This window comes from Pseudomonas sp. TNT2022 ID1044 (genome assembly GCF_028656895.1).
Lineage (GTDB): Bacteria > Pseudomonadota > Gammaproteobacteria > Pseudomonadales > Pseudomonadaceae > Aquipseudomonas > Aquipseudomonas reinekei.
The window spans coordinates 177,370-203,788 of sequence record NZ_JAMDHB010000004.1 but is presented as its reverse complement, the minus strand read 5'-3'; the positions used below and the strand labels follow the sequence as shown (position 1 = coordinate 203,788).

Sequence of the window (26,419 nt, the reverse complement as noted above, 5' to 3'; positions counted from 1 at the left end):
CTCTCCTACAGACTCGTTTCGATGCCGTGACGCACGACGCGTTTTTCCAGGTCGCCGCCCAGCCAGTAGCACAGGTCGGCCGGACGATCGATTTGCCAGGCGACGAAATCCGCAAATTTGCCGGCTTCCAGCGAGCCGTGGGTTTGCGCCATGCCCAAGGCAGTGGCGGCATGAATCGTCGCGCCGGCCAGGGCTTCTTCCGGGGTCATGCGGAAACAGGTGCACGCCATGTTCAGCATCAGGCGCAGCGACAGTGCCGGCGATGTGCCCGGGTTGAGGTCGCTGGCGATGGCGATCTTCACACCGTGTTTGCGCAGGGCATCCATCGGCGGCAATTGGGTTTCGCGCAGGAAGTAGAACGCGCCGGGCAGCAACACCGCGACGGTGCCGGACTCGGCCATTGCGATGGCGTCGTCTTCGGTCATGAATTCCAGGTGATCGGCGGACAGCGCGTGGTACCGCGCCGCCAGACTCGAACCGTGCAGTGACGACAGTTGCTCGGCGTGCAGCTTCACCGGCAACCCCAGCTGCTGGGCGGTGATGAAAACACGCTCGACCTGCGCGGGCGAAAACGCCAGGTATTCGCAGAAAGCATCCACCGCATCCACGAGCCCTTCGGCGGCCAGGGCCGGGAGCATTTCAGCGCAAATGTGATCGATGTAATCGTCAGCGCGATCCTTGTATTCCGGCGGCAAGGCGTGAGCGGCCAGGCAAGTGGCGCGCACGCTGACCGGCAGTTCGGTACCGAGGCGACGGGCTACCCGCAGCATCTTGCGCTCGTTGGTCAGGTCGAGGCCGTAGCCGGATTTGATCTCGATGCTGGTGACGCCATCGCGCATCAGGCTTTTCAGACGCTTGGCGGCGCTGGCGAACAGCTCGTCTTCACTGGCGGCACGGGTGGCGCGCACGGTGCTGGCGATACCACCGCCGGCAGCGGCAATTTCCGCGTAGCTGACGCCTTGCAGGCGCTGCTCGAACTCACCGCTGCGGTTGCCGCCGAACACCGTATGGGTGTGGCAGTCGATCAGGCCCGGCGTGACCCAGGCCCCGTTCAAATCATTGACCGCCGGATACTCGCCCGCCGGCAGTTCGGCGCGCGGGCCAACCCATTCAATGAGCGCACCGGACGTCACGATGGCCGCGTCCTCGATGACCGAGTAGACGCCTTGCGCCATGGTTGCGACGTGGCAGTGTTGCCAGAGGGTTTTCATCCCTTAGTCTCCACAAAATTCAAAATCGAATCGCTGGCAAGCCAGCTCCTACAGATCGCGTAAACCAGTAGGAGCCGGCTTGCCGGCGATGGCGCCCTTACAGGCTAGGCAGCAACTTCGTCGACACCAGCTCGTTCAAGCAACGCGAAGCCAGCAGCTCAGTCGCCGCATTGATGTCCGGCGCAAAGAACCGGTCCTTCTCATAGAACGGCACTTCGTTACGCAGAATTGCCCGCGCCTTTTCCAGCTTCGGCGAGGTCTTCAGACCATTACGCAGGTCCAGGCCCTGCACCGCCGCCAGCCATTCCACCGCGAGAATCCCGCGAGTGTTCTCGGCCATTTCCCACAGACGCTTGCCCGCCGCCGGGGCCATGGACACATGGTCTTCCTGGTTGGCGGAGGTCGGCAGGCTGTCTACCGAATGCGGATGGGACAACGCCTTGTTCTCGCTGGCCAGCGCCGCGGCGGTCACCTGGGCGATCATGAAGCCAGAGTTCACGCCGCCATTGGCCACCAGGAATGGCGGCAGTTGCGACATGTGCTTGTCCATCATCAACGAGATGCGGCGCTCGCTCAGGGAGCCGATTTCGGCAATGGCCAGCGCCATGTTGTCAGCGGCCATGGCCACAGGTTCCGCGTGGAAGTTGCCACCGGAAATCACATCGCCTTCAGCAGCGAAAACCAGCGGGTTATCCGACACGGCGTTGGCTTCGATGGCCAGCACCTCAGCGGCCTGACGGAACTGGGTCAGGCACGCGCCCATGACTTGTGGCTGGCAACGCAGGGAGTACGGATCCTGGACCTTCTCGCAGTTTTCGTGGGAGTCGGAGACTTCGCTGCGCTCACCCAACAGGTCGCGATAAGCGGCAGCGGCGTCGATCTGGCCTTTCTGGCCACGTGCAGCGTGGATGCGCGCGTCGAACGGCGAACGCGAGCCCAGCACCGCTTCAACGGTCAGGCCGCCAAGCGCCAGGGCACCGGCGAACAAGTCTTCGCCTTCGAACAGGCCACGCAGGGCAAATGCCGTGGATACTTGCGTGCCGTTAAGCAGCGCCAAACCTTCTTTCGCGGCCAGGGTCAGCGGGGTCAGACCGGCGACTTTCAGCGCTTCAGTCGCTTCCATCCACTCACCCTTGTAGCGCGCCTTGCCTTCACCCAGCAGCACCAGCGACATGTGGGCCAGAGGCGCCAGGTCACCGGAAGCGCCGACCGAACCTTTCAGCGGAATGTGCGGGTAAACCTCGGCGTTGATCAGGGCGATCAGCGCGTCAATGACCACGCGACGGATGCCGGAGAAACCACGGCTCAGGCTGTTGACCTTGAGCACCATGATCAAGCGCACCAGGTCGTCGCTGATCGGCTGGCCAACACCGGCGGCGTGGGACAGCACCAGCGAGCGCTGCAGGTTTTCCAGGTCTTCGCTGGCGATGCGGGTCGAGGCCAGCAGGCCGAAACCGGTGTTGATGCCGTAGGCGGTGCGATTCTCGGCGAGGATCTGTTCCACGCAGGCAACGCTGGCTTCGATCTGGGCGGAGGCTCTGTTGTCGAGGGTCAGCTTCACCGGTTGCTGATACACGTCACGCAGTTGAGCGAGGGTCAGTTGGCCGGGAATCAGGTTTAGCGCAGTCATTTTGTTCTCCTTTTGAGAGTTTTTTATTAACTACCAGACGCTCCGGATAATTCCGTTGTCCGTCGCTTCCCCCTTTTTGAGGGGGCTGGCGCCTTGGCACGCTGGCTTATGTAGAAATCAGTTCAGGTTCGGCAACGTCTTGTGCAGCAAATTCGCTTCTTTCAACACGCCAGCAGCGGCGGCGATGTCCGGCGCCAACCAGCGGTCCTGATCGTAGGCCGGGACGCGTTCACGCAGCAGACGCCACGCGGCATCGGTGCCGGCGCCGAAACGCTGCTCTTTCAAAAATTCAAACGCCTGGGCCGCCAGCAAGTACTCGATGGCGAGGATCTGCGTGCAGTTTTCCAGTGCGCGATGCAGCTTCAGCGCGGCGTTGGTGCCCAGGCTCAAGTGATCTTCCTGCAGGCCCGAAGTGACGTAGTTGTCGAGCACTGCCGGTTGCGCCAACTGGCGGTTTTCCGCGCACAGCGACGCGGCGACGTATTGCACGATCATCATTCCGGAATTCACCCCCGGATTGGCCACCAGGAACGCTGGCAGGCCGCTGACGTGCGGGTTGATCAAGCGGTCCAGGCGACGCTCGGCGATGGAGCCGATTTCCGCCATGGCGATGGCCAGCAGGTCCGCCGCCAACGCCACGGACTGACCGTGCGGGTTGGCCTGGGAAACCACGCGGTAGTTCTGCGCGGTACCCAACACCAGCGGGTTGTCGGTGGCGCTGTTGAGTTCGGTTTCAATTTGCCGGGTCGCATGCAGCAATTGGTCGCGAGCGGCGCCGTGCACTTGAGGAATCGAGCGAATGCTCAATGCATCCTGGGTGCGAATGCCTTTGCTTTGAGCGATCACTTCGCTGCCGTCGAGCAACGCACGCAGGTTGATACCGACTTGCTGCATGCCCGGGTGCGGCTTGAGCGCGATGATTTCGGCATCGAACGCGTCGATCTGTCCGCGCTGCGCTTCGAAGCTCATGGCACCGATGACGTCGGCCCATTCCAGCAGATGCGCGGTGTCAGCAATGGCCAGGCAGCTCAGACCGCTCATGCACGGGGTGCCGTTGACCAGGCACAAGCCATCCTTCGCGCCCAGCTTGACTGGCTGCAGCCCTTCTGCGGCCAACGCCTGCTGCGCGGAAACGACCTGCCCGCGATAGCTGACATTGCCGACGCCCAGCAGCGCGATGCCGATGTGCGCCATGTGGGTCAGGTAGCCCACGGAGCCCTGGGACGGCACTTGCGGGGTGATGCCGCGATTGAGCAGCGCAAGCAGTGCTTCAACCACTTGGCGATGCAGGCCGGATTTGCCGTGGCTGTAGTTGACGACGGCGGCGCACATGATCGCGCGGGTCTGCTCATTGCTGAGCGGCGCGCCAACGCCGCAAGCGTGGCTGAGCAAAGTGTTGCGCGACAACTGGCTGAGTTGCTCGTCCTGCAGCGAAACGTTGCACAGCGCACCCAGGCCGGTGTTGATGCCATAGGCACGTTCGCCACTGGTGACGATGCGCTGGACGATGGCCTGCGCGTTTTCGATCCGCGCCCAGATCGGCGCCGACAGTTCAAGCTGTGCGCCATGACGGGCGACGGCGACCACGTCCTGCCAGGTGACCGGCACTTCGGTGATAACGATTTTTTCAGCCTGGGACATCTTTGACCTCGTGCTTACAACCTGAATATTGATGCAGCTTCACCGACCTCATCGCTGGCAAGCCAGCTCCCACAGGGACGTGGTCGTATTGCGCATATTTCGTTCACACAACAGAACACTGTGGGAGCTGGCTTGCCAGCGATGGGGCCGGCACAGACACTGCCAGTCTTTAAACCACCGCCGCCCGACGCTGTACGAACCGGTCAACATACTCATCCGCTGGCGAATGCAGGATCTCGCGCGGCGTGCCGACCTGGATCAGGCGGCCGTCCTTGAGGATCGCGATGCGGTTGCCGATGCGCACGGCCTCGTCGAGGTCGTGGGTGATGAAGACGATGGTCTTGTGCAGGGTCTTTTGCAGCTCCAGCAACTGATCCTGCATCTCCGCGCGGATCAGCGGGTCGAGGGCGCTGAAGGCTTCGTCCATCAGGATGATGTCGGTGTCCGCCGCCAGGGCACGGGCCAGGCCCACACGTTGACGCATGCCACCGGAAAGCTGGTGCGGGTATTTGTTTTCGTAGCCCTTGAGGCCCACGGTATTGATCCAGTGCAGCGCACGTTCATTGCACAGGGCTTTGCTTTCGCCACGGACTTTCAGGCCGTAGGCAACGTTGTCCAGTACGCTCTTGTGCGGCAACAGGCCGAAGCTCTGGAACACCATGCTGATCTTGCGCCGACGAAATTCGCGCAGGGCTTCCATGTCGTATTGCAGGATGTCCACGCCGTCCACCAGGATCGCGCCGCTGGTCGGGTCGATCAGGCGGTTGAAGTGGCGAACCAGCGTCGACTTGCCGGAGCCCGACAGGCCCATGATCACGAAGATCTCGCCGCTGCCGATGCTCAACGACAGGTCGTTGACGCCGACCACGCAGCCGGTTTCGGACAGCACCTGCTCCTTGGTCTTGCCCTGGCCAACCATCGCCAGCGCATCCTTGGAACGGTTGCCGAAAATCTTGAAGACGTTTTTGACTTCGATCTTGCTCACGGTTGCGTTGTTCATTTGCTCACCTCATGCCGTGCACGACCGTACGCCTGTGTAATGCGGTCGATCACTACAGCCAGAATCACAATCGCCAGACCGGCTTCGAGGCCGCGTCCGACGTTGAGGGTCTGAATCCCCACCAGCACGTCTTCACCCAAACCACGGGCACCGATCATCGACGCAATCACCACCATCGACAGGGCCATCATGGTCGTCTGGTTGATACCCGCCATGATGCTCGGCAGGGCCAGCGGCAGTTGCACGCCGAACAGTTGCTGCCAACGGTTGGCACCGAAGGCGTTGATCGCTTCCATCACCTCGCCGTCAACCTGGCGAATGCCCAGATCGGTCAGGCGGATCAGCGGCGGCGCGGCGTAGATCACCGTGGCGAAAATCGCCGGGACCTTGCCCAGACCGAACAGCATCAATACCGGGATCAGGTACACGAAGCTCGGCATGGTCTGCATGATGTCCAGCAGCGGCATCAGCACCGAACGCAGGCGATTGCTGCGTGCCGAAAGAATGCCCAGCGGGATGCCGATGAGTACCGAAATGACCGTCGCCACCATCATCAGCGCCAGGGTCTGCATCAGCTTGTCCCAGAGGCCGACCGCACCCACCAGGAACAGCAAGCCGACAATGACGGCGGTGGTCACGACTTTACGGGTTGCGTGCCAGGCAACGCCCCCCACGATCGCCAGCATCAGCCACCAGGGCGCGGCACGCAGCACGCTTTCGAGATTGACGATGGCCCACAGCAGCGTATCGGAGATGCTGCGGAACACGTCGCCGTAGTTGGTGACCAGCGAATCGACCCAACCGTTGACCCAGTCGGCGATGGAAAAGGTAAAGCTTTCGGGAAACATAAGAGACTCTCAATCAAGGGGTTGCGATCAAGCATCCGACTGCCGCTGTCGACAGCCGGAGAAGCCCAACCTACAAGGCCGCGTCGATTTTCTTGGCTGCGTCTTCGCTCACCCATGCGTGCCAGACTTCAGGATGTTCCTTCAGGAAGATCTTGGCCAGTTTTGGCGACTCGATGCGTTCCTTGCTCATGCGACCCAGGTTCTGGTTCAACAGGTCGATTGGCACGTTGACCTTTTCCAGCACAGCCACCAGTTCCGGCGCTTCTTCGTGGAAAGTCTTGGACAGGCCGACCTTGATGGTCACGGTCTTGTTCACGCCTGGCTTCTCTTCGAGTTTTACCACGTCGATCTGGCCCATCAGCGGGGTTGGCGACCAGTAGTAGAACAGGATCGGCTCGCCACGCTTGTAGCTCGACAGCACCGCGGCATCCAGCGCAGGGCCGGTGCCAGGGCGGAAGTTGGTGTAGCTGCTTTCCAGGCCGTAGCTTTTCAGCATTTCGCTGTTGTCCAGCTCACAGGTCCAGCCGGCCGGGCAGTTGTAGAAACGGCCCTTGGATGGCTCTTCGGCGTCCTTGAACACCGCAGAGTACTTGGCCAGGTCGGCAATGTTTTTCAGGTCCGGGGCCTTGGCTTCCAGCTTGCGCTTGGCGTCGCCTTCGATCACATAGCGCGGCACGTACCAGCCTTCGACAGCACCGACCACTGGAGCACCGACACCAACGACTTTGCCGGCCTTCTCGGCTTTGTTCCAGACCTCGCTGCGGCCAACCCACTCTTCGGCGAACACCTGGATGTCGTTGCTACTCAGGGCGTTTTCCATGGTGATGGAGTTGCCCGGCAGGCTGTCGGTCTTGCAGTCGTAACCTTTCTCCAGAACGACTTGCATCACGTCGGTCAAGAGCATGGCGCTTTCCCAGTTCAGGCCGGCGAATTTCACCGGTTTACCCGACTCGCACCAGCCCGCCGCCTGGGTGGCACCAGCGCTGGCCAACAGGCCCATGGAAAGCAAAGTGGTCAGCAGGGTCTTGTTCGATTTCATTGTAGTGACGCTCCTAATCATGAATGGGCTTACGGCAGTCAAGAGGCATCCAGCCCTGTCCACGTCCAGTCAGGCCTGCGCCGCAGCGCGTCCGGCCCCGCTTGTTTTAGTTTGTACAATGCTGTCCTGCTCGACCGGCAGAATCAGGTGATCGGGTACTGAGCCATGCCATTTTTTTGCGCACACGTAATACACGGCAGCGGGCAGCACCAGGCCGATGATCCAGGAAATATCCACATCACCCAGGGCCGCCACCATTGAACCGGTATAGAACTTGGTGGAAATGAACGGCAACTGCACCAGCACACCGAAAACATAGACGCTGATACCCAGAGCGTTCCAACGACCGTAGCGACCATTCGGATCGGCCAGTGCCGGGACGTCATAACGCTCGCGGGTGATGCAGTAGTAGTCCACCAGGTTGATTGCGCTCCATGGCGTGAAGAACGCCAGCAGGAACAGGATGAAAGACTTGAACGCACCGAGGAACGAGTGCTGTCCGAGCAACGCCATCAGGGTCGCGGCACCGACGATGACCAGCACGAAGAGCAAACGCTGAAAGCGCGTTACCTTCAGGTCACCACGGAAGCCGCTGATGATGGTCGCGATGCACATGAAGCTGCCGTACGAGTTCAACGTGGAGATGGTGACCTTGCCGAACGCGATGCTGAAATACAGCAGCGCAGCAGTGGCACCGGTACCACCCAGACCCACGATGTACGCCACTTCGTGGCCAGCGAATTGCCCGTTGGCCGAAGCGGCGGCAAACACGCCGAGGATCATCGCCACCTGTGCACCTATGACCGAACCCGCACCCGCGGCGAAAAAGGTTTTCACCGAAGAAACGTTGCTCGGCAGGTAGCGTGAGTAGTCAGCCACATAAGGGCCGAACGCGATCTGCCAGGACGCCGCGAGCGACACCGCCAACAGGAAGCTGCTCCAGCTGAAGTGACGAATTTGCAGGAGTGCGCCTACGTCTGTCTGACTCATCAGGCGAGCGAACAGGTAAACAAAGGCAATCACTCCAATGACGCTGGCGACACGGCCGATCCAATGGATCACCCGATAGCCGAGCACCGTGACCAGCACGATGACACTGGCGAAAATGAGGATACCGACGCTGTCGCTGACGCCAAACAACTGGCCCAGCGCCTGGCCGGAAAGTACCGTGCCCGTTGCGGTAAAGCCCAGGTACATCAGGCACACCAGCACGATCGGGATGGCCGCCCCATAGACGCCGAACTGCACGCGACTGGAGATCATCTGCGGCAGGCCAAGCTTCGGCCCTTGCGCGGCATGCAGCGCCATCACGCCACCGCCGAGCAGTTGGCCGATCAGCAGACCGATCAGCGACCAGAACACATCACCGCCCAGCACCACGGCCAACGCCCCGGTGACAATCGCGGTGATTTGCAGGTTGGCACCCATCCACAAGGTGAACTGGCTGAACAGACGACCGTGTCTCTCCGCTTCCGGGATGTAGTCGATCGAACGTTTCTCGATCAACGGTTTGCTGCCTGCACGCCCGCTGTTAACAGCCATGATTCAACCTCTGTGGATTGTTATTCTGGGTTGGCAATCCCTGTAGGAGCCGGCTTGCTGGCGATGGCGTCTTGCCTGACACACCGTGGTGTCTGAATCGCCAGCAAGCCGGCTCCTACAGGTTGGGTTATTGCTTTATTTACCGGTAATCATCGGCAGGTTCAGGCCTTGTTCCTTGGCGCAGTCGATGGCGATCTGGTAACCCGCGTCAGCGTGACGCATAACGCCGGTGGCCGGGTCGTTGTGCAGAACGCGAGCGATACGCTCGGCCGCTTCGTCAGTACCGTCGCAGACGATCACCATGCCCGAGTGCTGGGAAAAGCCCATGCCGACGCCGCCGCCGTGGTGCAGGGAAACCCAGGTCGCGCCGCTCGCGGTGTTCAGCAAAGCGTTGAGCAGTGGCCAGTCGGAGACCGCGTCGGAACCGTCCTGCATCGATTCGGTTTCGCGGTTCGGGCTCGATACCGAACCGGAGTCCAGGTGGTCGCGGCCGATCACGATTGGCGCAGACAGCTCACCGCTGCGAACCATTTCGTTGAACGCCAGGCCCAGTTTTGCGCGCAGGCCCAGGCCAACCCAGCAGATACGTGCCGGCAGGCCCTGGAAGCTGATGCGCTCACGGGCCATGTCCAGCCAGTTGTGCAGGTGGGCGTCGTCCGGGATCAGCTCTTTGACCTTGGCGTCGGTCTTGTAGATGTCTTCAGCGTTCCCCGACAGTGCAGCCCAGCGGAACGGGCCGATGCCGCGGCAGAACAGCGGACGGATGTAAGCCGGAACGAAGCCTGGGAAGTCGAATGCGTTTTCCACGCCTTCTTCCTGGGCCATCTGACGGATGTTGTTGCCGTAGTCGAAAGTCGGCACGCCCATTTTCTGGAAGTCCAGCATCGCTTTAACGTGCACGGCCATCGATTGCTTGGCGGCTTTGATCACAGCGGCAGGTTCGGTCTTGGCGCGGGCGCGGTATTCGTCCCAGGTCCAGCCGGCCGGCAGGTAACCGTTGAGCGGGTCGTGGGCGCTGGTCTGGTCGGTGACCATGTCCGGGCGTACGCCACGCTTGACCAGTTCCGGCAGGATTTCTGCCGCGTTACCCAGCAGGGCGATGGAGATCGCCTTGCCTTCCCTGGTGTATTTTTCGATGCGTGCCAGTGCGTCGTCGAGGTCTTTGGCTTGTTCGTCGACGTAGCGGCTTTTCAGGCGGAAATCGATGCTCACCTGCTGGCATTCGATGTTCAGCGAGCAGGCCCCGGCCAGGGTGGCGGCCAGCGGTTGAGCGCCACCCATGCCGCCCAGGCCAGCGGTCAGTACCCAGCGGCCTTTGAGGTCATCGTTGTAGTGTTGGCGACCGGCTTCGACGAAGGTTTCGTAGGTGCCCTGGACGATGCCCTGGCTGCCGATGTAGATCCAGCTGCCGGCGGTCATCTGGCCATACATGGCCAGGCCTTTGGCGTCGAGTTCGTTGAAATGCTCCCAGCTCGCCCAGTGCGGTACCAGGTTGGAGTTGGCGATCAGCACGCGTGGAGCGTTGCTGTGGGTCTTGAACACGCCGACCGGCTTGCCGGATTGCACCAGCAGGGTCTCGTCGTCGTTCAGGTTGGTCAGGCTTTCAACGATCTTGTCGTAGCATTCCCAGTTACGTGCCGCACGACCGATACCACCGTAAACCACCAGTTCTTTCGGGTTCTCGGCGACTTCCGGGTCGAGGTTGTTCATCAGCATGCGCAGCGGCGCTTCAGTCAGCCAGCTCTTGGCGGTCAGCTTGTTACCGCGAGCAGCGCGGATTTCAACGTCACGAAATTTAGTCACGAAAAAACTCCTCAGCAATCAATCCAAAACCAACCCAGGCAGTGGGCGAGCAAGCCGATGGGCATCAGTGCACACCGGCGAATCAGTGGACGACGGTTGAGTCTTCGTGACTCATACGCATACGTCTTTACTTGTACATACAAGCATATGCAATCAAGCGGCCAACTTGTTGGATGGGCATTCAAGAAAAATCCGGAAACGGCTGGAGAGCCCATGAAACAAGGGTTCTGATGAAGATGAAATTTTTCGCGGAGATTTTTTGGAGGGGATGCAGGCTGTTACTTGAGCGGGGTTTTGCGCCACGCTGGGGCGTTCGGTAACAAAGTGGTGCGCTTTGGGCAACAGCTTCGTAGGAGCCGGCTTGCTGGCGATAGCGTCCTTACGATCGCTATCGCCAGCAAGCCGGCTCCTACAGGGTGTGATTCAGCGCTCTGTCAATTCGATCACGCAGCAGGCGCCGCGAGTGGAAACCTCGAGAAGACCTATGTTACCAACAAGCTGAAGGCAATCATGGCGACCCAGTTGCTGGGCACTGTTACCGATCCTCACCTCAAGCGCCTCACTGACACTGAAAACCAGCACAGTACCGGCCTCACTGAAAAAACGCTGCTCACCACTCAACCATTGCAACCGCGCGCCGTAGCGTTGTGGTGCATAGATCAGGTTGAAATCGCGGATCGGCCCGCCGAGCAACGTGCAGGAAACCTTGCTCTCGCCGCTGAACGCAAACGGGTCCAGCGGTAACAACGGCCGCGTGTTGTGGCCGTCAACCGACAAGGTCATGCCATCGCCCTGCAACACCGTGATGATCCGCTCGTAACCGGCGAATGTGGAAAACCCACCGGACTCGCCGATATCGGCAATCGACAAGCGCCAGCCAAATCCGTCCAGGCCGGTGCCGGCATCGCGGGTGATTTCTTCGGTGCTGCCACCACCGTTTTTCCACGGCATGCGCGGGTAATCTTTGGCGCGTAGAACTTTCAAACTGCTCATTTATGAAAGCGTCCTTCCAGACGATGACGGGAACCGGGGTGAATCAATCGAGCGGCGGTCACGGGCTGGCGGCCAGACCAGGTGCGGCGTCGAATCAGCAGGCACGGCTCGCCTTTCTCAATCTGCAGCAATTTGCATTCGGACGGCTCGGCCAGGATCGCCTCGACCACGTGTTCGCCTTCGGTCAGCGGCGCGACCTGGTTGAGGTAGGCGTAAGGCGTCTGCAGGGTGAAGTCCTGTTTGAGGTAGTCCGGCGCCACCAGCGCGTTGACGAAACGGTCTTCGATTTGCACCGGAATATCGTTTTCGAAATGCACGATCAGCGAGTGGAAGACTTTCTGCCCTTCGCGCATGTCCAGGGCCAGGGCGCGCTCGGAACCGGCGGCCTCTTCTTCCAGGGTGATCACTTTGCAGGTGTGGCGATGGCCGCGGGAGGCGATTTCGTCGGCGATGTTGTGCACTTCGAACAGGGCGGACTGGCTTTTCGGCTCGGCGACGAACGTACCAACCCCCTGCATGCGCACCAACAGACCGTCGGCGGTCATCTCGCGCAAGGCGCGGTTGATCGTCATGCGGCTGAAGCCGAGCTGGCTGACCAGTTCGCTTTCCGACGGCACGCGGTAGTGCGGCGGCCAGTTTCCACTGTCAATTTGCTGGGTAATCATTTGTTTGACGCGGGCGTACAAGGGCGCCGGACTGTCGCCCATGTTCGCGGCCAACGGAGAGACTGGAGGCGGAGTCGGCACGGTTAATCCTTGGTCATTTGATTGATGTCGCTAGCTTGCCGGAGTTTACCGGGCAGGCAAACGTCTGTATATGTATATACAAATAACACACAATGGGGTGCTGAACCATGTCCGCCTTCTTTGCCGAACGCGCGCTGCTGCCTAGTGGATGGGCCAATAATGTACGTCTTGAGGTCAGCGCCGACGGCGTATTGACCCATATCCAGGCCGATTCCACCGCAGATGGCGCTGAACGGTTAAGCGGTCCGTTGCTGCCGGGCATGCCGAATCTGCACTCCCACGCCTTCCAGCGGGCCATGGCCGGGCTGGCGGAAGTGGCGGGCAATCCGAATGACAGTTTCTGGACCTGGCGCGACTTGATGTATCGCCTCGTCGGAAAAATCAGCCCGGAGCAACTCGGCGTCATCGCCCGTCAGCTGTACATCGAAATGCTCAAGGCCGGTTACACATCGGTCGCGGAATTTCACTACGTACACCACAACACCGATGGCCAGCCCTATGCCGACCCGGCCGAGCTGGCCCTGCGTATCAGCCAGGCCGCCAGCTCGGCCGGCATTGGTCTGACCCTGCTGCCGGTGCTGTATAGCCATTCCGGTTTCGGCGGCCAGGCGCCGAACGAAGGTCAGCGTCGCTTCATCAACAGCACCGAAAACTACCTCAAACTGCAATCGCGCTTGCAACCCGTACTGGCGCAACAAAAGGCTCAGTCGCTGGGTTTGTGTTTCCACTCGCTACGCGCGGTCACGCCGCAACAGATCAGCGAAGTACTGGCCGCCAGCGACAAGCAGTGCCCGATGCACATCCACATCGCTGAACAACAGAAAGAAGTCGACGACTGCCTGAGCTGGAGCGGCCGACGTCCGTTGCAATGGCTGTACGAGAATGTCGACGTCGATCAGCGCTGGTGCCTGGTCCACGCGACCCACGCCAACCCGGAAGAAGTCTCGTCGATGGCCAAAAGCCGCGCTATCGCCGGCTTGTGCCTGACCACCGAAGCCAACCTCGGCGACGGAATTTTCCCGGCGGTGGACTTCCTCGCCCAGGGCGGGCGCATGGGCATCGGCTCCGACAGCCATGTCTCGTTGAGCGTGGTGGAAGAGTTGCGTTGGCTGGAATACGGCCAGCGACTGCGCGATCAGCGGCGCAACCGCTTGTATGGCGCGGATCAGCCGATGGTCGGGCGCACGCTGTTTGATGCGGCCCTGGAGGGCGGCGCGCAGGCGTTGGGTCAGCCGATTGGAGCGCTGCAAGTGGGCAAGCGTGCGGATTGGCTGGTGCTGGACGGTAATGATCCGTATCTGGCGACGGCCAGTGGTGACGGGATTTTGAATCGCTGGTTGTTTGCCGGTGGTGATCGTCAGGTGCGGGATGTGCTGGTGAATGGGCAGTGGGTCGTGCGTGATGGGCGGCATGCCGGGGAAGAGGAAAGCAATCGCGCCTTCACTCAAGTTCTGCGCGATCTCTTGGGCTAACGCCCTAGCTTTGTAGGAGCCGGCTTGCTGGCGATTGCGATTGCCTGACACACCGAGGTGCCTGAATCGCCAGCAAGCCGGCTCCTACAAGAATGCGCTATCAGTTCGAGGTCTTGGCCATCTGCGTATCCGACGCCCGCCAGATCAATCGCGTGGTGTCGTAACCCTGCTGACGCGCCTTGCTCAGCAAGTCTTCACGCACCACACCGTTGACGGTCGGGGTACGAGACAGCAGCCAGAGGTAGCGACGGCTCGGGTCGCCGACAATGGCGGTCTTGTAGTCATCGCTGACATACAGCACCCAGTATTCGCCCTTCGCCACGCCCGGAATCAGCCTCGAAAACCAGGTATCGAACTCGACCCACAACTTGTCCGTTTTACCCGGCACCTGTGGATAAGCCGTGCCCTTGACCTCTTCCCATTGCCACTGCGCTGTCAGGCAACGGTTCAACACCGCGACGTTACCGTCGGGCAACAGAGTGTAGTGGGCTTCGGATTGCGCGCAGTCGCGCTGGAAGTACATCGGCAGTCGGGCCAACTCGTACCAGGTGCCCTGGTAACGCTTGAGGTTGACGCTGTTGGCAGTCTTGGGCGCCAACGGATCCTGGCCAGAACTGGCACAGCCGGCCAATACCAGGCCGGCAAAAAGCATTATCAATAACCGCTTCATTGTTTTTCTCCCGTGGGCACGTCGCCCCGGTTTACTTCAGGCCTTGGCCGGAAAACATCAACACTTTGTCACCGGCGAACTGCACGCTGATAAAGCTGTTCTTGTCACCCCATGTGCAACTGGACATGCCGAGCGCGCCAGAGCAATCGGCGGGTTTGCCCAACAAGGTTTCCACTTCGGCCTTGGCCATGCCGGCCGAGAGCTTCGAGTAGTTTTCCTGATTGACTTTGCTGCACGCAGCCAACAACACGCAGAACGAAAGCAGGGCGATGGATCGCAGCGACATGTGAACTCCAGGGGCGATGGGGAATGGCATGACTGCCAAGCAGAACCTTAGAAGAGAAAACCCCAATCTGGTTCCCTGCCCGGCGGCCTATTTGTTAGGCCACTCGTCTGTCTTTATCCGGCAAATCAGCCACTTTGCATGGCTATCGAGTATTTCGTCGGATTTGCGCAAATCCGCCTAATCTTTGGCGCCGCCCAGTCGACACAAATGCAACGCAAAGCCACGTCGGTGGCCATTGCCCCCCTTTGTTGACCAGATTTCCTGCGGTAGCTCATCCAATGACTCGAAACATGAAGTTCAGCCACAAGATTTTGTTGGCTGCCGCCCTCGTGGTGGCCGTCGCATTCGCTTGTTTCATCCTGTTCAACGACTATCGCCAACGGCAGACCTTGCGCAGCAGCACCGAAGCGTCGATGCAGGAACTCGGCAGCCTGACCACCAGCAACATCCAGACCTGGCTGGAAAGCCGCATGCAGTTGCTGCAATCGATGGCCCAGCAGGTGAGTGCCGACGGCAATGCCCCGGCCAGCCTGAAACGGATCATCGACCTGCCCGCCTACACCGGCAATTTCCAGCTGAGTTACTTCGGTGGCGCCGACGGGGTGATGTTCTCGGTCCCGGCCGGCAACCGTGCGCCAGACTACGACCCACGCGCCCGTGGCTGGTACAAGGCCGCCAACAGCGCGCAACAGACCATCGTCACCGAGCCGTACATCGCCGCTTCGTCCGGCAAACTGGTGATCACCGTGGCCACACCGGTGCAACGTCAGGGCCAGATGATCGGCGTGGCCGGCGCCGACATCGACCTGTCCAGCGTCAGCGCGATCATCAACTCGCTGAACTTCGGCGGTCACGGCCACGCGTTCATCGTCGGCGCCGATGGCAAGATCCTGATCCACCCGGACAACAAACTGGTGCTCAAGAACCTGGCCGAGGCTTACCCCAACGGTGCGCCGAACGTCAGCCCGGGCATGAAAGAAGTCGAGATCGACGGCAAGCGCCAGTTCATCTCCTTCACCCACGTCAACGGTGTGCCGTCGGCGGATTGGTACGTGGCACTGGTGCTCGACCAGGACACCGCGTTCTCGATGCTCAGTGAATTCCGCACCTCGGCATTCATCGCCATGGTGATTGCCGTGGTGATCATCATCGCACTGCTGGGCATGCTGATCAGCCTGTTGATGCAACCGCTGCTGACCATGGGTCGCGCCATGCATGACATCGCCGAAGGCGAGGGTGACCTGACCAAACGCCTGACCATTCACGGTCACGACGAATTCGGCGCGCTGGGGCTGTCATTCAACCGTTTCGTTGAGCGCATTCACACCTCGATCATCGAAGTGTCCTCGGCCACCGGCCAGGTCAACGAAGTCGCCCTGCGTGTGGTGGCGGCCTCCAACTCGTCGATGTACAACTCCGACCAGCAAGCCTCGCGCACCAGCAGCGTGGCCGCGGCGATCAATCAACTCGGCGCCGCCGCCCAGGAAATCGCCCAGAACGCCGCCCTCGCCTCGCAGCACTCCAGCGATGCGCGCAGCCTGGCCGAAGACGGCCAGCAGGTGGTGGATAAAACCATCGCGGCGATGCAGCAGCTCTCGGCAAAAATCAGCGATTCCTGCGGCAATATCGAGACGCTCAACAGCAACACGGTCAACATCGGGCAGATTCTGGAAGTGATCACCAGCATCTCCCAGCAGACCAACCTGCTGGCGCTCAACGCCGCCATCGAAGCGGCACGAGCCGGTGAGGCCGGACGCGGTTTCGCGGTGGTCGCCGACGAAGTACGCAACCTTGCCCATCGCACCCAGGACTCCGCACAGCAAGTGCAGACCATGATCGAAGAACTGCAAGTCGGCGCCCGTGCGGCCGTGGGCATCATGACCGACAGTCAGCGCCAGAGCGAAAGCAGCGTCGGTATCGCCAACCAGGCCGGCGAACGCCTGGGCAGCGTGACCCAGCGCATCGGCGAAATCGACGGCATGAACCAGTCGGTAGCGACCGCCACCGAAGAGCAAACGGCCGTGGTGGAATCGATCAACGTCGACATCACCGAGATCAACACGCTGAATCAGGAAGGTGTGGAGAACCTGCAAGCGACCTTGCGCGCGTGTGCTGACCTTGAGCAGCAAGCGGCGCGGTTGAAGCAATTGGTGGGTAGTTTCAGGATCTAAGGCGCTTTCGCTGGCCCCATCGCTGGCAAGCCAGCTCCCACAATGATCGTTGTCGGGCACACATTTTGTGTGCCGACACATGACACTGTAGGGGCTGGCTTGCCAGCGATGGCGGCATCAGCGGCAATACAATTCTAAAACCTTGATCCCGGCTTCGACAGAAACGCCAACTCTTCTGCCGTAGATTCGCGCCCCAACACCGCATTGCGATGGGGAAACCGTCCAAACTGCGCAATCACTTTCTGATGCTTCTCGGCGTAATCCAGATAATCGGCAAACAACGCCCGGTCATCTTCGGATTGTTGCGCCACCAGCTCGATATACCGCGAGATGCATTCGTTCTGCACCGCCAGGTGCTCGCAGTGCTCCAGCACCAGATAAATGAACACTCGCTGGATCGGCTGCAACTGCCGATCGAAATCCGCAGCAATGCCTTGCGCTACCAGTGCCTGAGCCCTGAGATCGCCGGAAAAGGATTTGGGAGAGTCGCGAAAGATCATTCGCGGAAGTTGATCGAGCAACAGCACCAGCGCCAGCCAACCTTCGGGACGTTGCGCCCACTCGGTCAATCCGCCGGCCAGTGCCTGCTCGACCCAGTCCCCGAAACGCTCGCGCGCTTCGAGGTCCTGGCTGTCACGCTTGCCGAACCACAACCTGCCCTTTTGCGCCGCCACTTCCTTTGCTGATTCAGAGGTTCCGAACCACCATTCGAGCAACGGCTGCCAGGGCGCAGTCATGGTTTATTCCTTGTGGTAAGCCGTTACGCGGGCCACTTCTTCTTTCGAACCGAGGAACACCGCTACGCGCTGGTGCAGGCCTTCCGGCTGAATGTCGAGGATGCGCTGGTGACCGTCAGTGGAAGCACCGCCCGCCTGTTCCACGAGGAACGACATCGGGTTGGCTTCGTACATCAGGCGCAGTTTGCCCGGCTTCGAAGGCTCGCGGCTGTCGCGTGGGTACATGAACAAACCGCCACGGGTCAGGATGCGGTGTACGTCGGCGACCATCGCGGCAACCCAACGCATGTTGTAGTTCTTTTTCAGCGGGCCTTCATCGCCTGCCAACAGCTCGCCTACGTAGCGCTGTACCGGGGCTTCCCAGTGACGCTGGTTGGACGCGTTGATGGCAAATTCCTGGGTGGCTTCAGGAATGGTGATGTTTTCGTGGGTCAGTACAAAACTGCCCATTTCACGGTCCAGGGTGAAGCCTTTCACGCCGTCGCCCAAGGTCAGGATCAGCATGGTCTGCGGGCCATAGATCGCGTAACCGGCGGCGACTTGCTGGGTGCCTGGCTGCAGGAAGGCCTTTTCATTCAAAGGCTCGTTCTGGCTCAGATATTCGTTCGGGCAACGCAGTACCGAAAAGATCGTGCCGACCGGAGCGTTGATGTCGATGTTCGACGAACCGTCCAGCGGATCGAAAACCAGCAGGTACGCGCCTTTCGGGTATTTGCCCGGGATCTGGTAGGCGTTGTCCATTTCTTCGGACGCCATGCCGGCCAGGTGGCCGCCCCATTCGTTGGCTTCGAGCAGGATCTCGTTGGAGATCACGTCGAGCTTTTTCTGCACTTCGCCCTGGACGTTTTCAGTGCCCATGCTGCCCAGAACGCCGCCGAGCGCGCCTTTGGACACGGCGTGGTTGATCTCCTTGCAAGCACGCGCCACCACTTCGATCAGGAAGCGCAGATCGGCAGGAGTGTTGTTGCTACGGGTCTGCTCAATCAAATAGCGACTCAAGGTAACGCGGGACATGGAAGGCTCCGAGGAATGGGGGGGGGCTAAAAACCCGCGCAGTTTAACGCGAGTCGGGGCGTATTTCCTCCTATCAGACGTGATCGGCTGAAGAGAGTTCATGCGCGGGGTTGAGCGTAGATGGAAATGGGCCGGATGTGAGGCACCGATAGAGGGCAGTTTCGATAATTCAGGGTCAGTTCCGACGCCATCGCTGACAAGCCAGCTCCCACAGGGACACCGCAGTACCTGTGGGAGCTGGCTACCAGCGATCGGGGGCGCAGCACCCGGACTTCAAGGTTTGACCGGCGGTTTGCGCAACAGACTGAAGGCCATCGCCGCCAGGAACAGCACGCTGAGCAACAGCACCGCCCACAGGCCGAATTTCTTCCAGTCGGTGCCCACCGTCACCGGCACTGTCGCAGCCGTCGGTGTCACCACCCCGCCATCCACCGCAGCTTTGCCCAGTGTCGCCAGTTTCGCCGCGCTGTAATCCGGTATCAGCGTCGACAAAGGCAGGTTTGCTGCCTTCACGGTCGTATTGCCCAGCGCCAGCGTATACGGCCCCGGCCCGCGTGCCAGGAACACCAGATGCGTTGCCCGCACGGCGAACTTCACGAAAGGTGCCTGCGCGCCCAAGCCACCGCCGCGCTCGTCCACGGTCAGTTTCAATTGCTGCACGGTTTGCCCCGGCAACTGCAATTGGTCTTGCACCACGTCCTGGCCGCTCTGGGTCAGGCGATAAAGTAAACCGCTGCTCAACGGTTGCCACGGCAGGCTGCTATCACGACGACCGGACAGCATCACCGGCGCCAGACTGTTGGGCTGGCTCAGCTCGACCTGCACTCGCTCGACATTGACGCCCATCGGCAATTGCCAGGTGTACTCACCGGCCTTCACGCTGCTGCCGGCCAACGCTTGCGACCAGACCAACGGCAGCGGCAGGCTGCGGCTGCTTTGCAGTTGCGCCGACGTCAGGATCGGCGCCGATTGCGGTGTCTCCCACAGCAAACGCAAGTAGCGCGCCGATTGCCCCGGCAGGCCGACTTCATGTTGCTCGACCCGCTCATCGGCAAAGGTCAGTCGCGCGACCTGCCCTTCTCCCCAGGACTGCCAGTTTTGCAAATCGTCACTGGCCTCGATGGTAAAGCGCTGGAAGCCGTCGCGCTCGCTGGTCCAGTCGAGGATCAATTGCTGCAACGGCGCCTTGATTACGCTGGCATCGAGCAGCCAGCCGCGCAACTCTTCCTCGCCTGCCTCCAACTGACTGGAAGGCTGCACTTCGACCAGCGTGCCGTTGTCACTCGATTGCACCCGCACGCTCGGCGCGTGCTCGGTGGCGTCCGCCGAGTTGTACAGCGGGAACCATTTGACGTCGGTCAGCGTTCGGCCGTCTTTCGCTTGGGGAGTGGCCCGCGCCAGGGCGTAGGCCTGTGACTCGCCATCGGCGTTGAACACGCGAACATCGCTCAAGTCGGTTTGCCGGGCATTCAATTGCACCGCCAATGGCAGCTCAAGTCGATACCACGGCCCCTCGCCGCTGACGGACAGCGGCACTTGCGTGGTGAAGTCCGCGAGTTTTTCCTGTGCGCCAGCCGAGAGCGCCATCCCCATGGCAACCACGCCCAACCAACTCAGGTTCAGCTTTTGACTCAAGACGACACTCCTCCTGTTTGCGGGGCCGGTTTTCCGGCATCCGCCGCTTCGGCGCGCTTGGGCGGCAACGGGGCAAAGTAGCCCACCACCAACAGCAACACACCAACGCCGATAAACGACACGATCCGCGCCAGCCCGCCACGGTTACTCAATTCGACAAAGAACAGCTTCGCCACCACCACGCCGATCAGCGCCGCACCGATCAGCCAGACTTCGCGACGATGACGCAAATGGCCGCCGATCATCAGACTCAGGGCGATCAACGTCCAGACGATCGACAGTCCGGCCTGCACCAACATGGATTCGAGCAACGCATCGAGCTGGAACGGCACGCCGCCCCAATGGTGCGCCGTGCGCATCACCAGTGCAGTAAAGAACACGAAGAGCGAGACGCCAGCGATCAGTTGCGTGGCGCGCGCGGCGTAGTCCTTGCGCACCTCCAGTTGCGTCACGACGCTGCGCGACCAGACGTACACGCCGAACAGTGCAAACAACAATCCCAGCGCCAGCGGATTGATCAACGGTACGTAAGGCAGCGGCTCGGCCATGCCGTCACTGAGCGCATTGGCTAGCCAGAACCAGCCCAGCATCAACAACGCCAAAGGCGCGGCGGCGTACACACGATACTCGCGGGAATAATCCGAAACCGGCCACGGCCAATTTCGGGGCGCGGCCATTAGCACCAGATACAGGCTTGGCAGAATCGCCCAGCCCAACCAGCGCCAGGCGTTGTATTGCTCGGACAACAGCAACAAGCCGTAACGCAACTCCAGTGCGAGCACGCCGATCAGCAGCCAGCAACCGAGTACATGGGCGGCACTGAGCGCCCACGCAGGCAACAGCGGTGCCAGGCGTCGCAGCGAGATGAAATGCACCACGAACAGCGCCGTCCACGCCAGCCAGCCGAAGTTGGCCGACGGGTGATAACGCGAATGCCATGCGGCGAGCAAAATCAGGCCCGCAGCCGGGATCAGCAAAGTGCAAAGCAACGCCAGTGATGACCAATTCAGACGCAACGCCAGCATGGCCCACAACGCAACGCTCAGCGCCGCGACCGCCAGCAACAACGCTGCTTGCAGGCTCGGTGGAGCAAACCGCAGCACTTCGCTGACCCACGCCAGCGCCCACCAGCCCGCGCCCCACACCAGCAATGCCTGAGACAGACGTTGCAGCGTCAGTCCATCAAACGCCGTGGCCGGCTTGCTGAACTGCACGTGCCAGGCGCCGACCAACCCCGCCAGGCCGAGTATCAATGGCGTCCAGAAACCGCCGTGGGCCAACGGCCGTAAATCCTCGGTGAACAACGGTGCGACCTCCAGGAACAGCACACCCCCGAGCCACTGCACGGCCATGGCGGTGAACACGAAGGTACGCGACGGCAGGCGCAGACCGACAAACAACGTGATCAACCCGGCCAGCGCCCAACTGATCGTTGTGCCCTCGGTGAAGAAGAACAGCGGCGCCAGCAGATAGAGGAATGTCAGGCCGAGGCAAGCCAACACCGGAACACCTTTGCGCTCCCACGCTGACATCTGCTCGGGCGGGGCTTTATGCAATTGATAGAAGCTGAACAACAGCGCGACACCGAGCAGCAATGCACCCAACGGCACACCGTCAAGAAGGCTGCCCTCGCCATCGCTCAGCTGGCTGAGAAACGTCAGCGCCGAACCCAGTTGCAGCAGCAGGGCGAATGCCCGGGCCATCGGTCGTTGCTGACGCAGGCCAAGCCAGAAAATCCCCGCGCCTTCTACGGCCCAAGCCGCTGTCGTCCAGCGCGCATCGAGCCCCAGCGGAATTGCCAGGCTGGTGAAGATCACGCCCAAGGCCAGGCAGGTTTCTGCCAGCAGCAACGTACGACCGCTATACAGCAGACGGGCCAGGCCCATATAGATGATGCCCAGCGCCAAGGCACTGAACGCGGCGGCGAATTCCAGGTGTTGCACCAACGCGAACTGCAAACCGAAGCCCACCAGCGGCGGACCGAAAAGCAACGTGCCATCGACGTAGTCGCCCTTGCGGGCCGACCACTGCAGGAGTGCGTTGCGGTCGCTGCCCTCGGGCGCATCGCCGATCTCCAGCAACTTGCGGCGGGCGAACAGCAGACCGATGGCCAGATACATCAGGAAGAACAGAATCAGAAACGGCTCGGTGCTCCACAACAGCTCCGGCGTGTAGGCGCGTGCGCCCCAGGCGAAACCGATGCCGAAGGTACCGACGAAGCCGATCACGTTGAGCATTCGCCAGGCCTTGAACCAGGCGATGGCCAGGATGCCGGCATTGAGCAAGGCAAAATAGCTGAACAACGCAACATGGCTACCGCTACCGGTGGACGCCAGAATCGGCGCGGCAAACCCGCCCAATGCAGCCGCAGCGGCCAGCCCCAACGAATCCTGGGTAATGGCGAGAATCGCCGAAAACACCGTCACCGCCACCAGCAGCCCAAACGCCGTCGAAGGGTCGAGCAGCGGATGCAATCGCATTGCTGCGAACACCGTCAGGTACAGCACCGCGACCCCGGCACCCTGAAGCATCAATGCGTAATTATTGTTTCGGCTGCGCAGCCACCATCCAAGACCCAGCAGTCCCAACGCCGCCGCCGCGACACCGGCGTAACGCAGTTCAACCGGCACCACCACGCCTTCAGTCGCGTAACGCAACAGGAACGCCAGACCGAGAAACAACAACACCACGCCGACCCGCAGCACGGTGTTGCCACCGAACAACCAGGCACGGGCGCCATTAATGGCGCGTTCGATAAAGCCAGGGCCTTGGGGTGCCGCAGGCGCCTGCGGCTCGCCGGCGACCGCCTCCGGTTTCCAGGCATCGAACGATGGCGCAGGACCGGTTTCGGTGGCTGCGGAGGTGACGGGTTCGAGTTCCGGCGGCAGCTCCCAGACCAGTTCAGTGGGGGGTTGCGCGACCACAATGTCGGGGACGGGAGCGGATGCGCTGATGACCGGTTCACTGGCCTCGGGCACTTTGACGCCGGACACTTCCAGTACCGCCAGCCGTTGTTCGACAGCATGCAAGGCCACCTGCGCCTGTTCAAGCAAGCGCCGTTGCGCGTCGGCCTGCACAGCCAAACGGCCAAGGCGAATGGCCTGGCCGATTGCCAGGCCAAGCAGCGCGCCCAGCAGCGCATCGCTGAACGACTCGTCGAGTATCCAGCCCAGCACCAGGCCAATCAGCATCAACATCCATTGCATGGTCGATATCCCTAAGCGGCCCCCATGGCGGGGCGTGTCCGGCGATTCAGTGTCAGGATCAGTCTAGTGTGAAACCACAAAAACCTGTGGGAGCGAGCTTGCTCGCAATGGCGGACTTACATTCACATTGATGGTGAATGTCAGGCCCTCATCGCGAGCAAGCTGCTCCCACAGGGATTGCGGTGTTTCTGAATCCTGACGGCAGAACCGCCCTCAGTATATCGATCAGGCCCGGTCAGCACCGGGCCTCAAGCAAAAATGTCAGTCCAACGCCTTCCAGATATCCGTCGCGTACTCACGAATCGTCCGGTCAGACGAGAACCAGCCCATGCGCGAAGTGTTCAGCACCGCCGAACGCCACCACTCCTTGGAATCATGCCAATGGGCTTCGACCCGCATCTGCGCGCTCCAGTAGGAATCGAAGTCGGCGCAGACCAGGAAACGGTCGTAATCGACCAGCGAATCGATCAACCCGGTGTAGCGCGACGGATCATCCGGCGAGAACACCCCGCCACGGATCGCTTGCAGTACATCGTTGAGTCGGTGAGACGCGGCAATGTCCGGCACTGCGCTGAACTCGTGGTTCTGCTTGCGCGCTTCAACCTGCTGCGCGCTGAGACCGAAGATAAACATGTGTTCGGCGCCGATGCGTTCGCACATCTCCACGTTGGCGCCGTCCAGCGTACCGATGGTGAGCGCACCGTTGAGGCCGAATTTCATGTTGCTGGTGCCGGACGCCTCGAAACCGGCGGTGGAGATCTGCTCGGACAAATCCGCCGCCGGAATGATGCTCTCCGCGAGGCTGACGTTGTAGTTGGGCAGGAACACCACTTTGAGCAAGCCACGCACGGTCGGGTCGTTGTTGACCACCCGGGCGATGTCGTTGGTCAGCTTGATGATCAGCTTGGCCTGGTGATAACTGGCCGCCGCTTTACCGGCGAAGATTTTCACCCGTGGCACCCAATCGATTTCCGGCTCGGCGCGAATCGCCTGGTACAGGGCCACGGTGTGCATCAAATTGAGTAACTGGCGTTTGTACTCGTGGATCCGTTTGACCTGCACGTCGAACATCGCCGCCGGATTGACCGCTACGCCCAGTCGCTCATGAATGAGATACGCCAAGGCTTTCTTGCTGTGCAAACGCTGCTCGGCGAACGCCTTGCGAAACGCGGTCTTCTCGGCAAACGGCTCCAGATCGAGCAATCGCGCTTCGGGGTTATCCAGAAGATCCGGACCGAGCGCGTCGACCAGCATCGAGGTCAGCTCAGGGTTGGCCTGATAGAGCCAGCGGCGGAAGGTAATGCCGTTGGTTTTGTTGTTGATCCGCTCCGGGTAGAGCTTGTGCAGCTCGGAGAACACGGTTTTGCGCATCAGTTGCGTGTGCAACCCGGATACGCCGTTGACGCTGTGGGAACCCAGGAACGCCAGATTACCCATGCGCACCCGGCGGCCGTTGTCTTCTTCGATCAGCGACACTGCGCGCAGCACGTCGAAATCGTGAATGCCTTTGGCGCGCAGCGAATCGATGTGCTGGGCGTTGATCAGGTAAATGATCTGCATGTGCCGTGGCAGCATGCGCTCCATCAACCCCACCGGCCAGGTTTCCAGCGCCTCGGGCAGCAAGGTGTGGTTGGTATACGAAAGCGTATCGACGGTGACCTGCCACGCGGCATCCCACGCCACGTCATAGACGTCGACCAATTGGCGCATCAGTTCAGCCACGGCAATCGACGGGTGCGTGTCATTGAGCTGGATCGCCGCGTGATCGCCCAGGGTCAGTACCGAGGTGTGCATGTTGCGGTGACGGCGCAGCAAATCCTGCAGGGACGCGGCGACAAAGAAATATTCCTGACGCAAGCGCAGTTCCTGGCCGGCTTCGGTGCTGTCCGCTGGATAGAGCACGCGGGAGATGCTCTCGGCCCGCGCCACTTCAGCCACTGCGCCCAGGTGATCACCGGCGTTGAAGCGTTCCAGGTGCAAGTCTTCCATGGCCCGTGCCCGCCACAGACGCAGGGTGTTCACGCTCGCCCCGCGCCAGCCGACAACGGGTGTGTCGTAGGCAATCGCCCGCACGGTTTCCGCCGGGTGCCAGACTTGCCTGGACTTGCCGGCCTCATCGGTCACGGTCTCGACGCCACCGCCGAAGCCGATCGGATAAACCACCTCGGGACGCTCGAATTCCCAGGGGTTGCCGAAATCCAGCCAGTGTTCGGTTTGCTCCTGTTGCCAGCCGTCGACAATGGCCTGTCGGAACAGGCCGTGCTCATAACGAATGCCATAGCCATGACCGGCAATGCCCAAGGTCGACATGCTTTCCATGAAGCACGCCGCCAGGCGTCCGAGGCCACCATTGCCCAGCGCGGCATCGGGCTCCAGCAGACGGATGCGCTCTAGGTCGACACCGAGCTCGGTCAGGGCCTCGCGCGCGACGTCGAGCAGGCCAAGGTTGCTCAGGCTGTCGTAGAGCAAGCGGCCAATGAGGAATTCCAGGGAGAGGTAGTAAACACGCTTCTGGCCTTTGCGGTAAATCTGCCGCGTGTGGTCCATCCAGTGCTCGACCATGTGATCGCGCGCCGCCAGGGCAATGGCCTCGAACCAGTCATGGTCGAAGGCGTGATCCGGGTCTTTGCCCACCGCATAGGTGAGTTTGGTCAAGACGGCGTCGCGGAATGCGGCCACCTCTGCTTCGCGAACAAGTGGTTCTTGAGTCATCGATAGGACCTCGAGCGAGCTTTGAGTTGTCTGAGCCTAGTCGGTCTGACAGGCGGTAGAGGC

Annotated in this window: 19 protein-coding genes and 1 pseudogene; 3 read left to right on the top strand and 17 right to left on the bottom strand. The window is 61.0% G+C overall.

Features of this window, described 5'->3' with window-relative positions; genetic code table 11:
* Nucleotides 1-5: 5 nt before the first annotated feature.
* The 10 genes from hutI to hutC form a co-directional block, all read right to left on the bottom strand.
* Entirely contained in the window at nucleotides 6-1,211 is a 1,206-nt protein-coding gene (gene hutI, locus M5G20_RS07175) for an imidazolonepropionase (protein WP_273918540.1), read from the bottom strand.
* A gap of 97 nt (nucleotides 1,212-1,308) precedes the next feature.
* Complete coding sequence (gene hutH / locus M5G20_RS07170) at nucleotides 1,309-2,841, bottom strand: histidine ammonia-lyase (protein ID WP_273918539.1); 1,533 nt, start codon at nucleotides 2,839-2,841, stop codon at nucleotides 1,309-1,311.
* Nucleotides 2,842-2,958: 117 nt separating this feature from the next.
* Complete coding sequence (gene hutH / locus M5G20_RS07165) at nucleotides 2,959-4,482, bottom strand: histidine ammonia-lyase (RefSeq protein ID WP_273918538.1); 1,524 nt, start codon at nucleotides 4,480-4,482, stop codon at nucleotides 2,959-2,961.
* Between the two features lie 169 nt (nucleotides 4,483-4,651).
* Nucleotides 4,652-5,482: a quaternary amine ABC transporter ATP-binding protein gene (locus M5G20_RS07160; protein ID WP_273918537.1), complete on the bottom strand. Its 831-nt coding sequence runs from the start codon at nucleotides 5,480-5,482 to the stop codon at nucleotides 4,652-4,654.
* Nucleotides 5,479-6,330, bottom strand: a complete 852-nt coding sequence (locus tag M5G20_RS07155; protein ID WP_273918536.1) for an ABC transporter permease — start codon at nucleotides 6,328-6,330, stop codon at nucleotides 5,479-5,481. The genes M5G20_RS07160 and M5G20_RS07155 overlap by 4 nt, the downstream gene beginning before the upstream one ends.
* Nucleotides 6,331-6,400: 70 nt before the next feature.
* Nucleotides 6,401-7,369: an ABC transporter substrate-binding protein gene (locus M5G20_RS07150; RefSeq protein WP_150735518.1), complete on the bottom strand. Its 969-nt coding sequence runs from the start codon at nucleotides 7,367-7,369 to the stop codon at nucleotides 6,401-6,403.
* Nucleotides 7,370-7,438: 69 nt separating this feature from the next.
* Nucleotides 7,439-8,911, bottom strand: coding sequence for a purine-cytosine permease family protein (locus M5G20_RS07145; protein ID WP_273918535.1), 1,473 nt, complete (start codon nucleotides 8,909-8,911; stop codon nucleotides 7,439-7,441).
* Nucleotides 8,912-9,046: 135 nt separating this feature from the next.
* The gene (gene hutU, locus M5G20_RS07140; RefSeq protein WP_273918534.1) at nucleotides 9,047-10,714 is read right to left on the bottom strand and encodes a urocanate hydratase; all 1,668 of its coding nucleotides are present in this window, start codon (nucleotides 10,712-10,714) and stop codon (nucleotides 9,047-9,049) included.
* Nucleotides 10,715-11,137: 423 nt separating this feature from the next.
* A complete protein-coding gene (locus M5G20_RS07135; RefSeq protein WP_273918533.1) occupies nucleotides 11,138-11,707 on the bottom strand; it encodes a HutD/Ves family protein in 570 nt (189 codons plus the stop codon).
* Nucleotides 11,704-12,414, bottom strand: a complete 711-nt coding sequence (gene hutC / locus M5G20_RS07130) for a histidine utilization repressor (protein WP_162135916.1) — start codon at nucleotides 12,412-12,414, stop codon at nucleotides 11,704-11,706. The genes M5G20_RS07135 and hutC overlap by 4 nt, the downstream gene beginning before the upstream one ends.
* Nucleotides 12,415-12,560: 146 nt before the next feature.
* On the opposite strand from hutC, the gene M5G20_RS07125 reads away from it, so the two are divergent.
* The gene (locus M5G20_RS07125; protein WP_273918532.1) at nucleotides 12,561-13,925 is read left to right on the top strand and encodes a formimidoylglutamate deiminase; all 1,365 of its coding nucleotides are present in this window, start codon (nucleotides 12,561-12,563) and stop codon (nucleotides 13,923-13,925) included.
* 100 nt (nucleotides 13,926-14,025) lie between these two features.
* Here M5G20_RS07125 and M5G20_RS07120 read toward each other — a convergent pair whose 3' ends face one another.
* Nucleotides 14,026-14,595, bottom strand: coding sequence for a lipocalin family protein (locus tag M5G20_RS07120; RefSeq protein WP_075947191.1), 570 nt, complete (start codon nucleotides 14,593-14,595; stop codon nucleotides 14,026-14,028).
* Nucleotides 14,596-14,626: 31 nt separating this feature from the next.
* Nucleotides 14,627-14,881 carry a hypothetical protein gene (locus M5G20_RS07115; protein ID WP_056725770.1) on the bottom strand — a complete coding sequence of 85 codons (255 nt, stop codon included), beginning with the start codon at nucleotides 14,879-14,881 and terminating at the stop codon, nucleotides 14,627-14,629.
* 278 nt (nucleotides 14,882-15,159) lie between these two features.
* On the opposite strand from M5G20_RS07115, the pseudogene M5G20_RS30230 reads away from it, so the two are divergent.
* Both M5G20_RS30230 and M5G20_RS30225 read left to right on the top strand, forming a co-directional pair.
* Nucleotides 15,160-16,194, top strand: a pseudogene (locus tag M5G20_RS30230) (HAMP domain-containing protein); the annotation flags it as partial.
* Between the two features lie 93 nt (nucleotides 16,195-16,287).
* The gene (locus M5G20_RS30225; protein ID WP_371317842.1) at nucleotides 16,288-17,052 is read left to right on the top strand and encodes a methyl-accepting chemotaxis protein; all 765 of its coding nucleotides are present in this window, start codon (nucleotides 16,288-16,290) and stop codon (nucleotides 17,050-17,052) included.
* 134 nt (nucleotides 17,053-17,186) lie between these two features.
* Here the strand turns inward: M5G20_RS30225 and M5G20_RS07105 are convergent, their stop codons facing one another.
* The 5 genes from M5G20_RS07105 to M5G20_RS07085 all read right to left on the bottom strand — a co-directional run bounded on the left by M5G20_RS07105 (nucleotide 17,187) and on the right by M5G20_RS07085 (nucleotide 26,356).
* Nucleotides 17,187-17,789, bottom strand: a complete 603-nt coding sequence (locus tag M5G20_RS07105; protein WP_273918530.1) for a DUF924 family protein — start codon at nucleotides 17,787-17,789, stop codon at nucleotides 17,187-17,189.
* A 3-nt stretch (nucleotides 17,790-17,792) separates the two neighbouring features.
* Entirely contained in the window at nucleotides 17,793-18,803 is a 1,011-nt protein-coding gene (locus M5G20_RS07100; protein ID WP_015093094.1) for a class 1 fructose-bisphosphatase, read from the bottom strand.
* 273 nt (nucleotides 18,804-19,076) lie between these two features.
* Nucleotides 19,077-20,438, bottom strand: coding sequence for a DUF3999 domain-containing protein (locus M5G20_RS07095; protein ID WP_273918529.1), 1,362 nt, complete (start codon nucleotides 20,436-20,438; stop codon nucleotides 19,077-19,079).
* Nucleotides 20,435-23,644 (bottom strand): DUF2339 domain-containing protein, encoded by a 3,210-nt coding sequence (locus tag M5G20_RS07090; RefSeq protein ID WP_273918528.1) that lies wholly within the window; start codon nucleotides 23,642-23,644, stop codon nucleotides 20,435-20,437. The genes M5G20_RS07095 and M5G20_RS07090 overlap by 4 nt, the downstream gene beginning before the upstream one ends.
* A 261-nt stretch (nucleotides 23,645-23,905) precedes the next feature.
* The gene (locus M5G20_RS07085; RefSeq protein WP_273918527.1) at nucleotides 23,906-26,356 is read right to left on the bottom strand and encodes a glycogen/starch/alpha-glucan phosphorylase; all 2,451 of its coding nucleotides are present in this window, start codon (nucleotides 26,354-26,356) and stop codon (nucleotides 23,906-23,908) included.
* Nucleotides 26,357-26,419 lie beyond the last annotated feature (63 nt).

Bases quoted from the DNA above. Each gene is read 5' to 3' on its own strand.
- hutI (WP_273918540.1), bottom strand. From the start codon at position 1,211: ATGAAAACCCTCTGGCAACACTGCCACGTCGCAACCATGGCGCAAGGC.
- hutH (WP_273918539.1), bottom strand. From the start codon at position 2,841: ATGACTGCGCTAAACCTGATTCCCGGCCAACTGACCCTCGCTCAACTG.
- hutH (WP_273918538.1), bottom strand. From the start codon at position 4,482: ATGTCCCAGGCTGAAAAAATCGTTATCACCGAAGTGCCGGTCACCTGG.
- M5G20_RS07160 (WP_273918537.1), bottom strand. From the start codon at position 5,482: ATGAACAACGCAACCGTGAGCAAGATCGAAGTCAAAAACGTCTTCAAG.
- M5G20_RS07155 (WP_273918536.1), bottom strand. From the start codon at position 6,330: ATGTTTCCCGAAAGCTTTACCTTTTCCATCGCCGACTGGGTCAACGGT.
- M5G20_RS07150 (WP_150735518.1), bottom strand. From the start codon at position 7,369: ATGAAATCGAACAAGACCCTGCTGACCACTTTGCTTTCCATGGGCCTG.
- M5G20_RS07145 (WP_273918535.1), bottom strand. From the start codon at position 8,911: ATGGCTGTTAACAGCGGGCGTGCAGGCAGCAAACCGTTGATCGAGAAA.
- M5G20_RS07135 (WP_273918533.1), bottom strand. From the start codon at position 11,707: ATGAGCAGTTTGAAAGTTCTACGCGCCAAAGATTACCCGCGCATGCCG.
- hutC (WP_162135916.1), bottom strand. From the start codon at position 12,414: ATGGGCGACAGTCCGGCGCCCTTGTACGCCCGCGTCAAACAAATGATT.
- M5G20_RS07125 (WP_273918532.1), top strand. From the start codon at position 12,561: ATGTCCGCCTTCTTTGCCGAACGCGCGCTGCTGCCTAGTGGATGGGCC.
- M5G20_RS07120 (WP_075947191.1), bottom strand. From the start codon at position 14,595: ATGAAGCGGTTATTGATAATGCTTTTTGCCGGCCTGGTATTGGCCGGC.
- M5G20_RS07115 (WP_056725770.1), bottom strand. From the start codon at position 14,881: ATGTCGCTGCGATCCATCGCCCTGCTTTCGTTCTGCGTGTTGTTGGCT.
- M5G20_RS30225 (WP_371317842.1), top strand. From the start codon at position 16,288: ATGTACAACTCCGACCAGCAAGCCTCGCGCACCAGCAGCGTGGCCGCG.
- M5G20_RS07105 (WP_273918530.1), bottom strand. From the start codon at position 17,789: ATGACTGCGCCCTGGCAGCCGTTGCTCGAATGGTGGTTCGGAACCTCT.
- M5G20_RS07100 (WP_015093094.1), bottom strand. From the start codon at position 18,803: ATGTCCCGCGTTACCTTGAGTCGCTATTTGATTGAGCAGACCCGTAGC.
- M5G20_RS07090 (WP_273918528.1), bottom strand. From the start codon at position 23,644: ATGCAATGGATGTTGATGCTGATTGGCCTGGTGCTGGGCTGGATACTC.
- M5G20_RS07085 (WP_273918527.1), bottom strand. From the start codon at position 26,356: ATGACTCAAGAACCACTTGTTCGCGAAGCAGAGGTGGCCGCATTCCGC.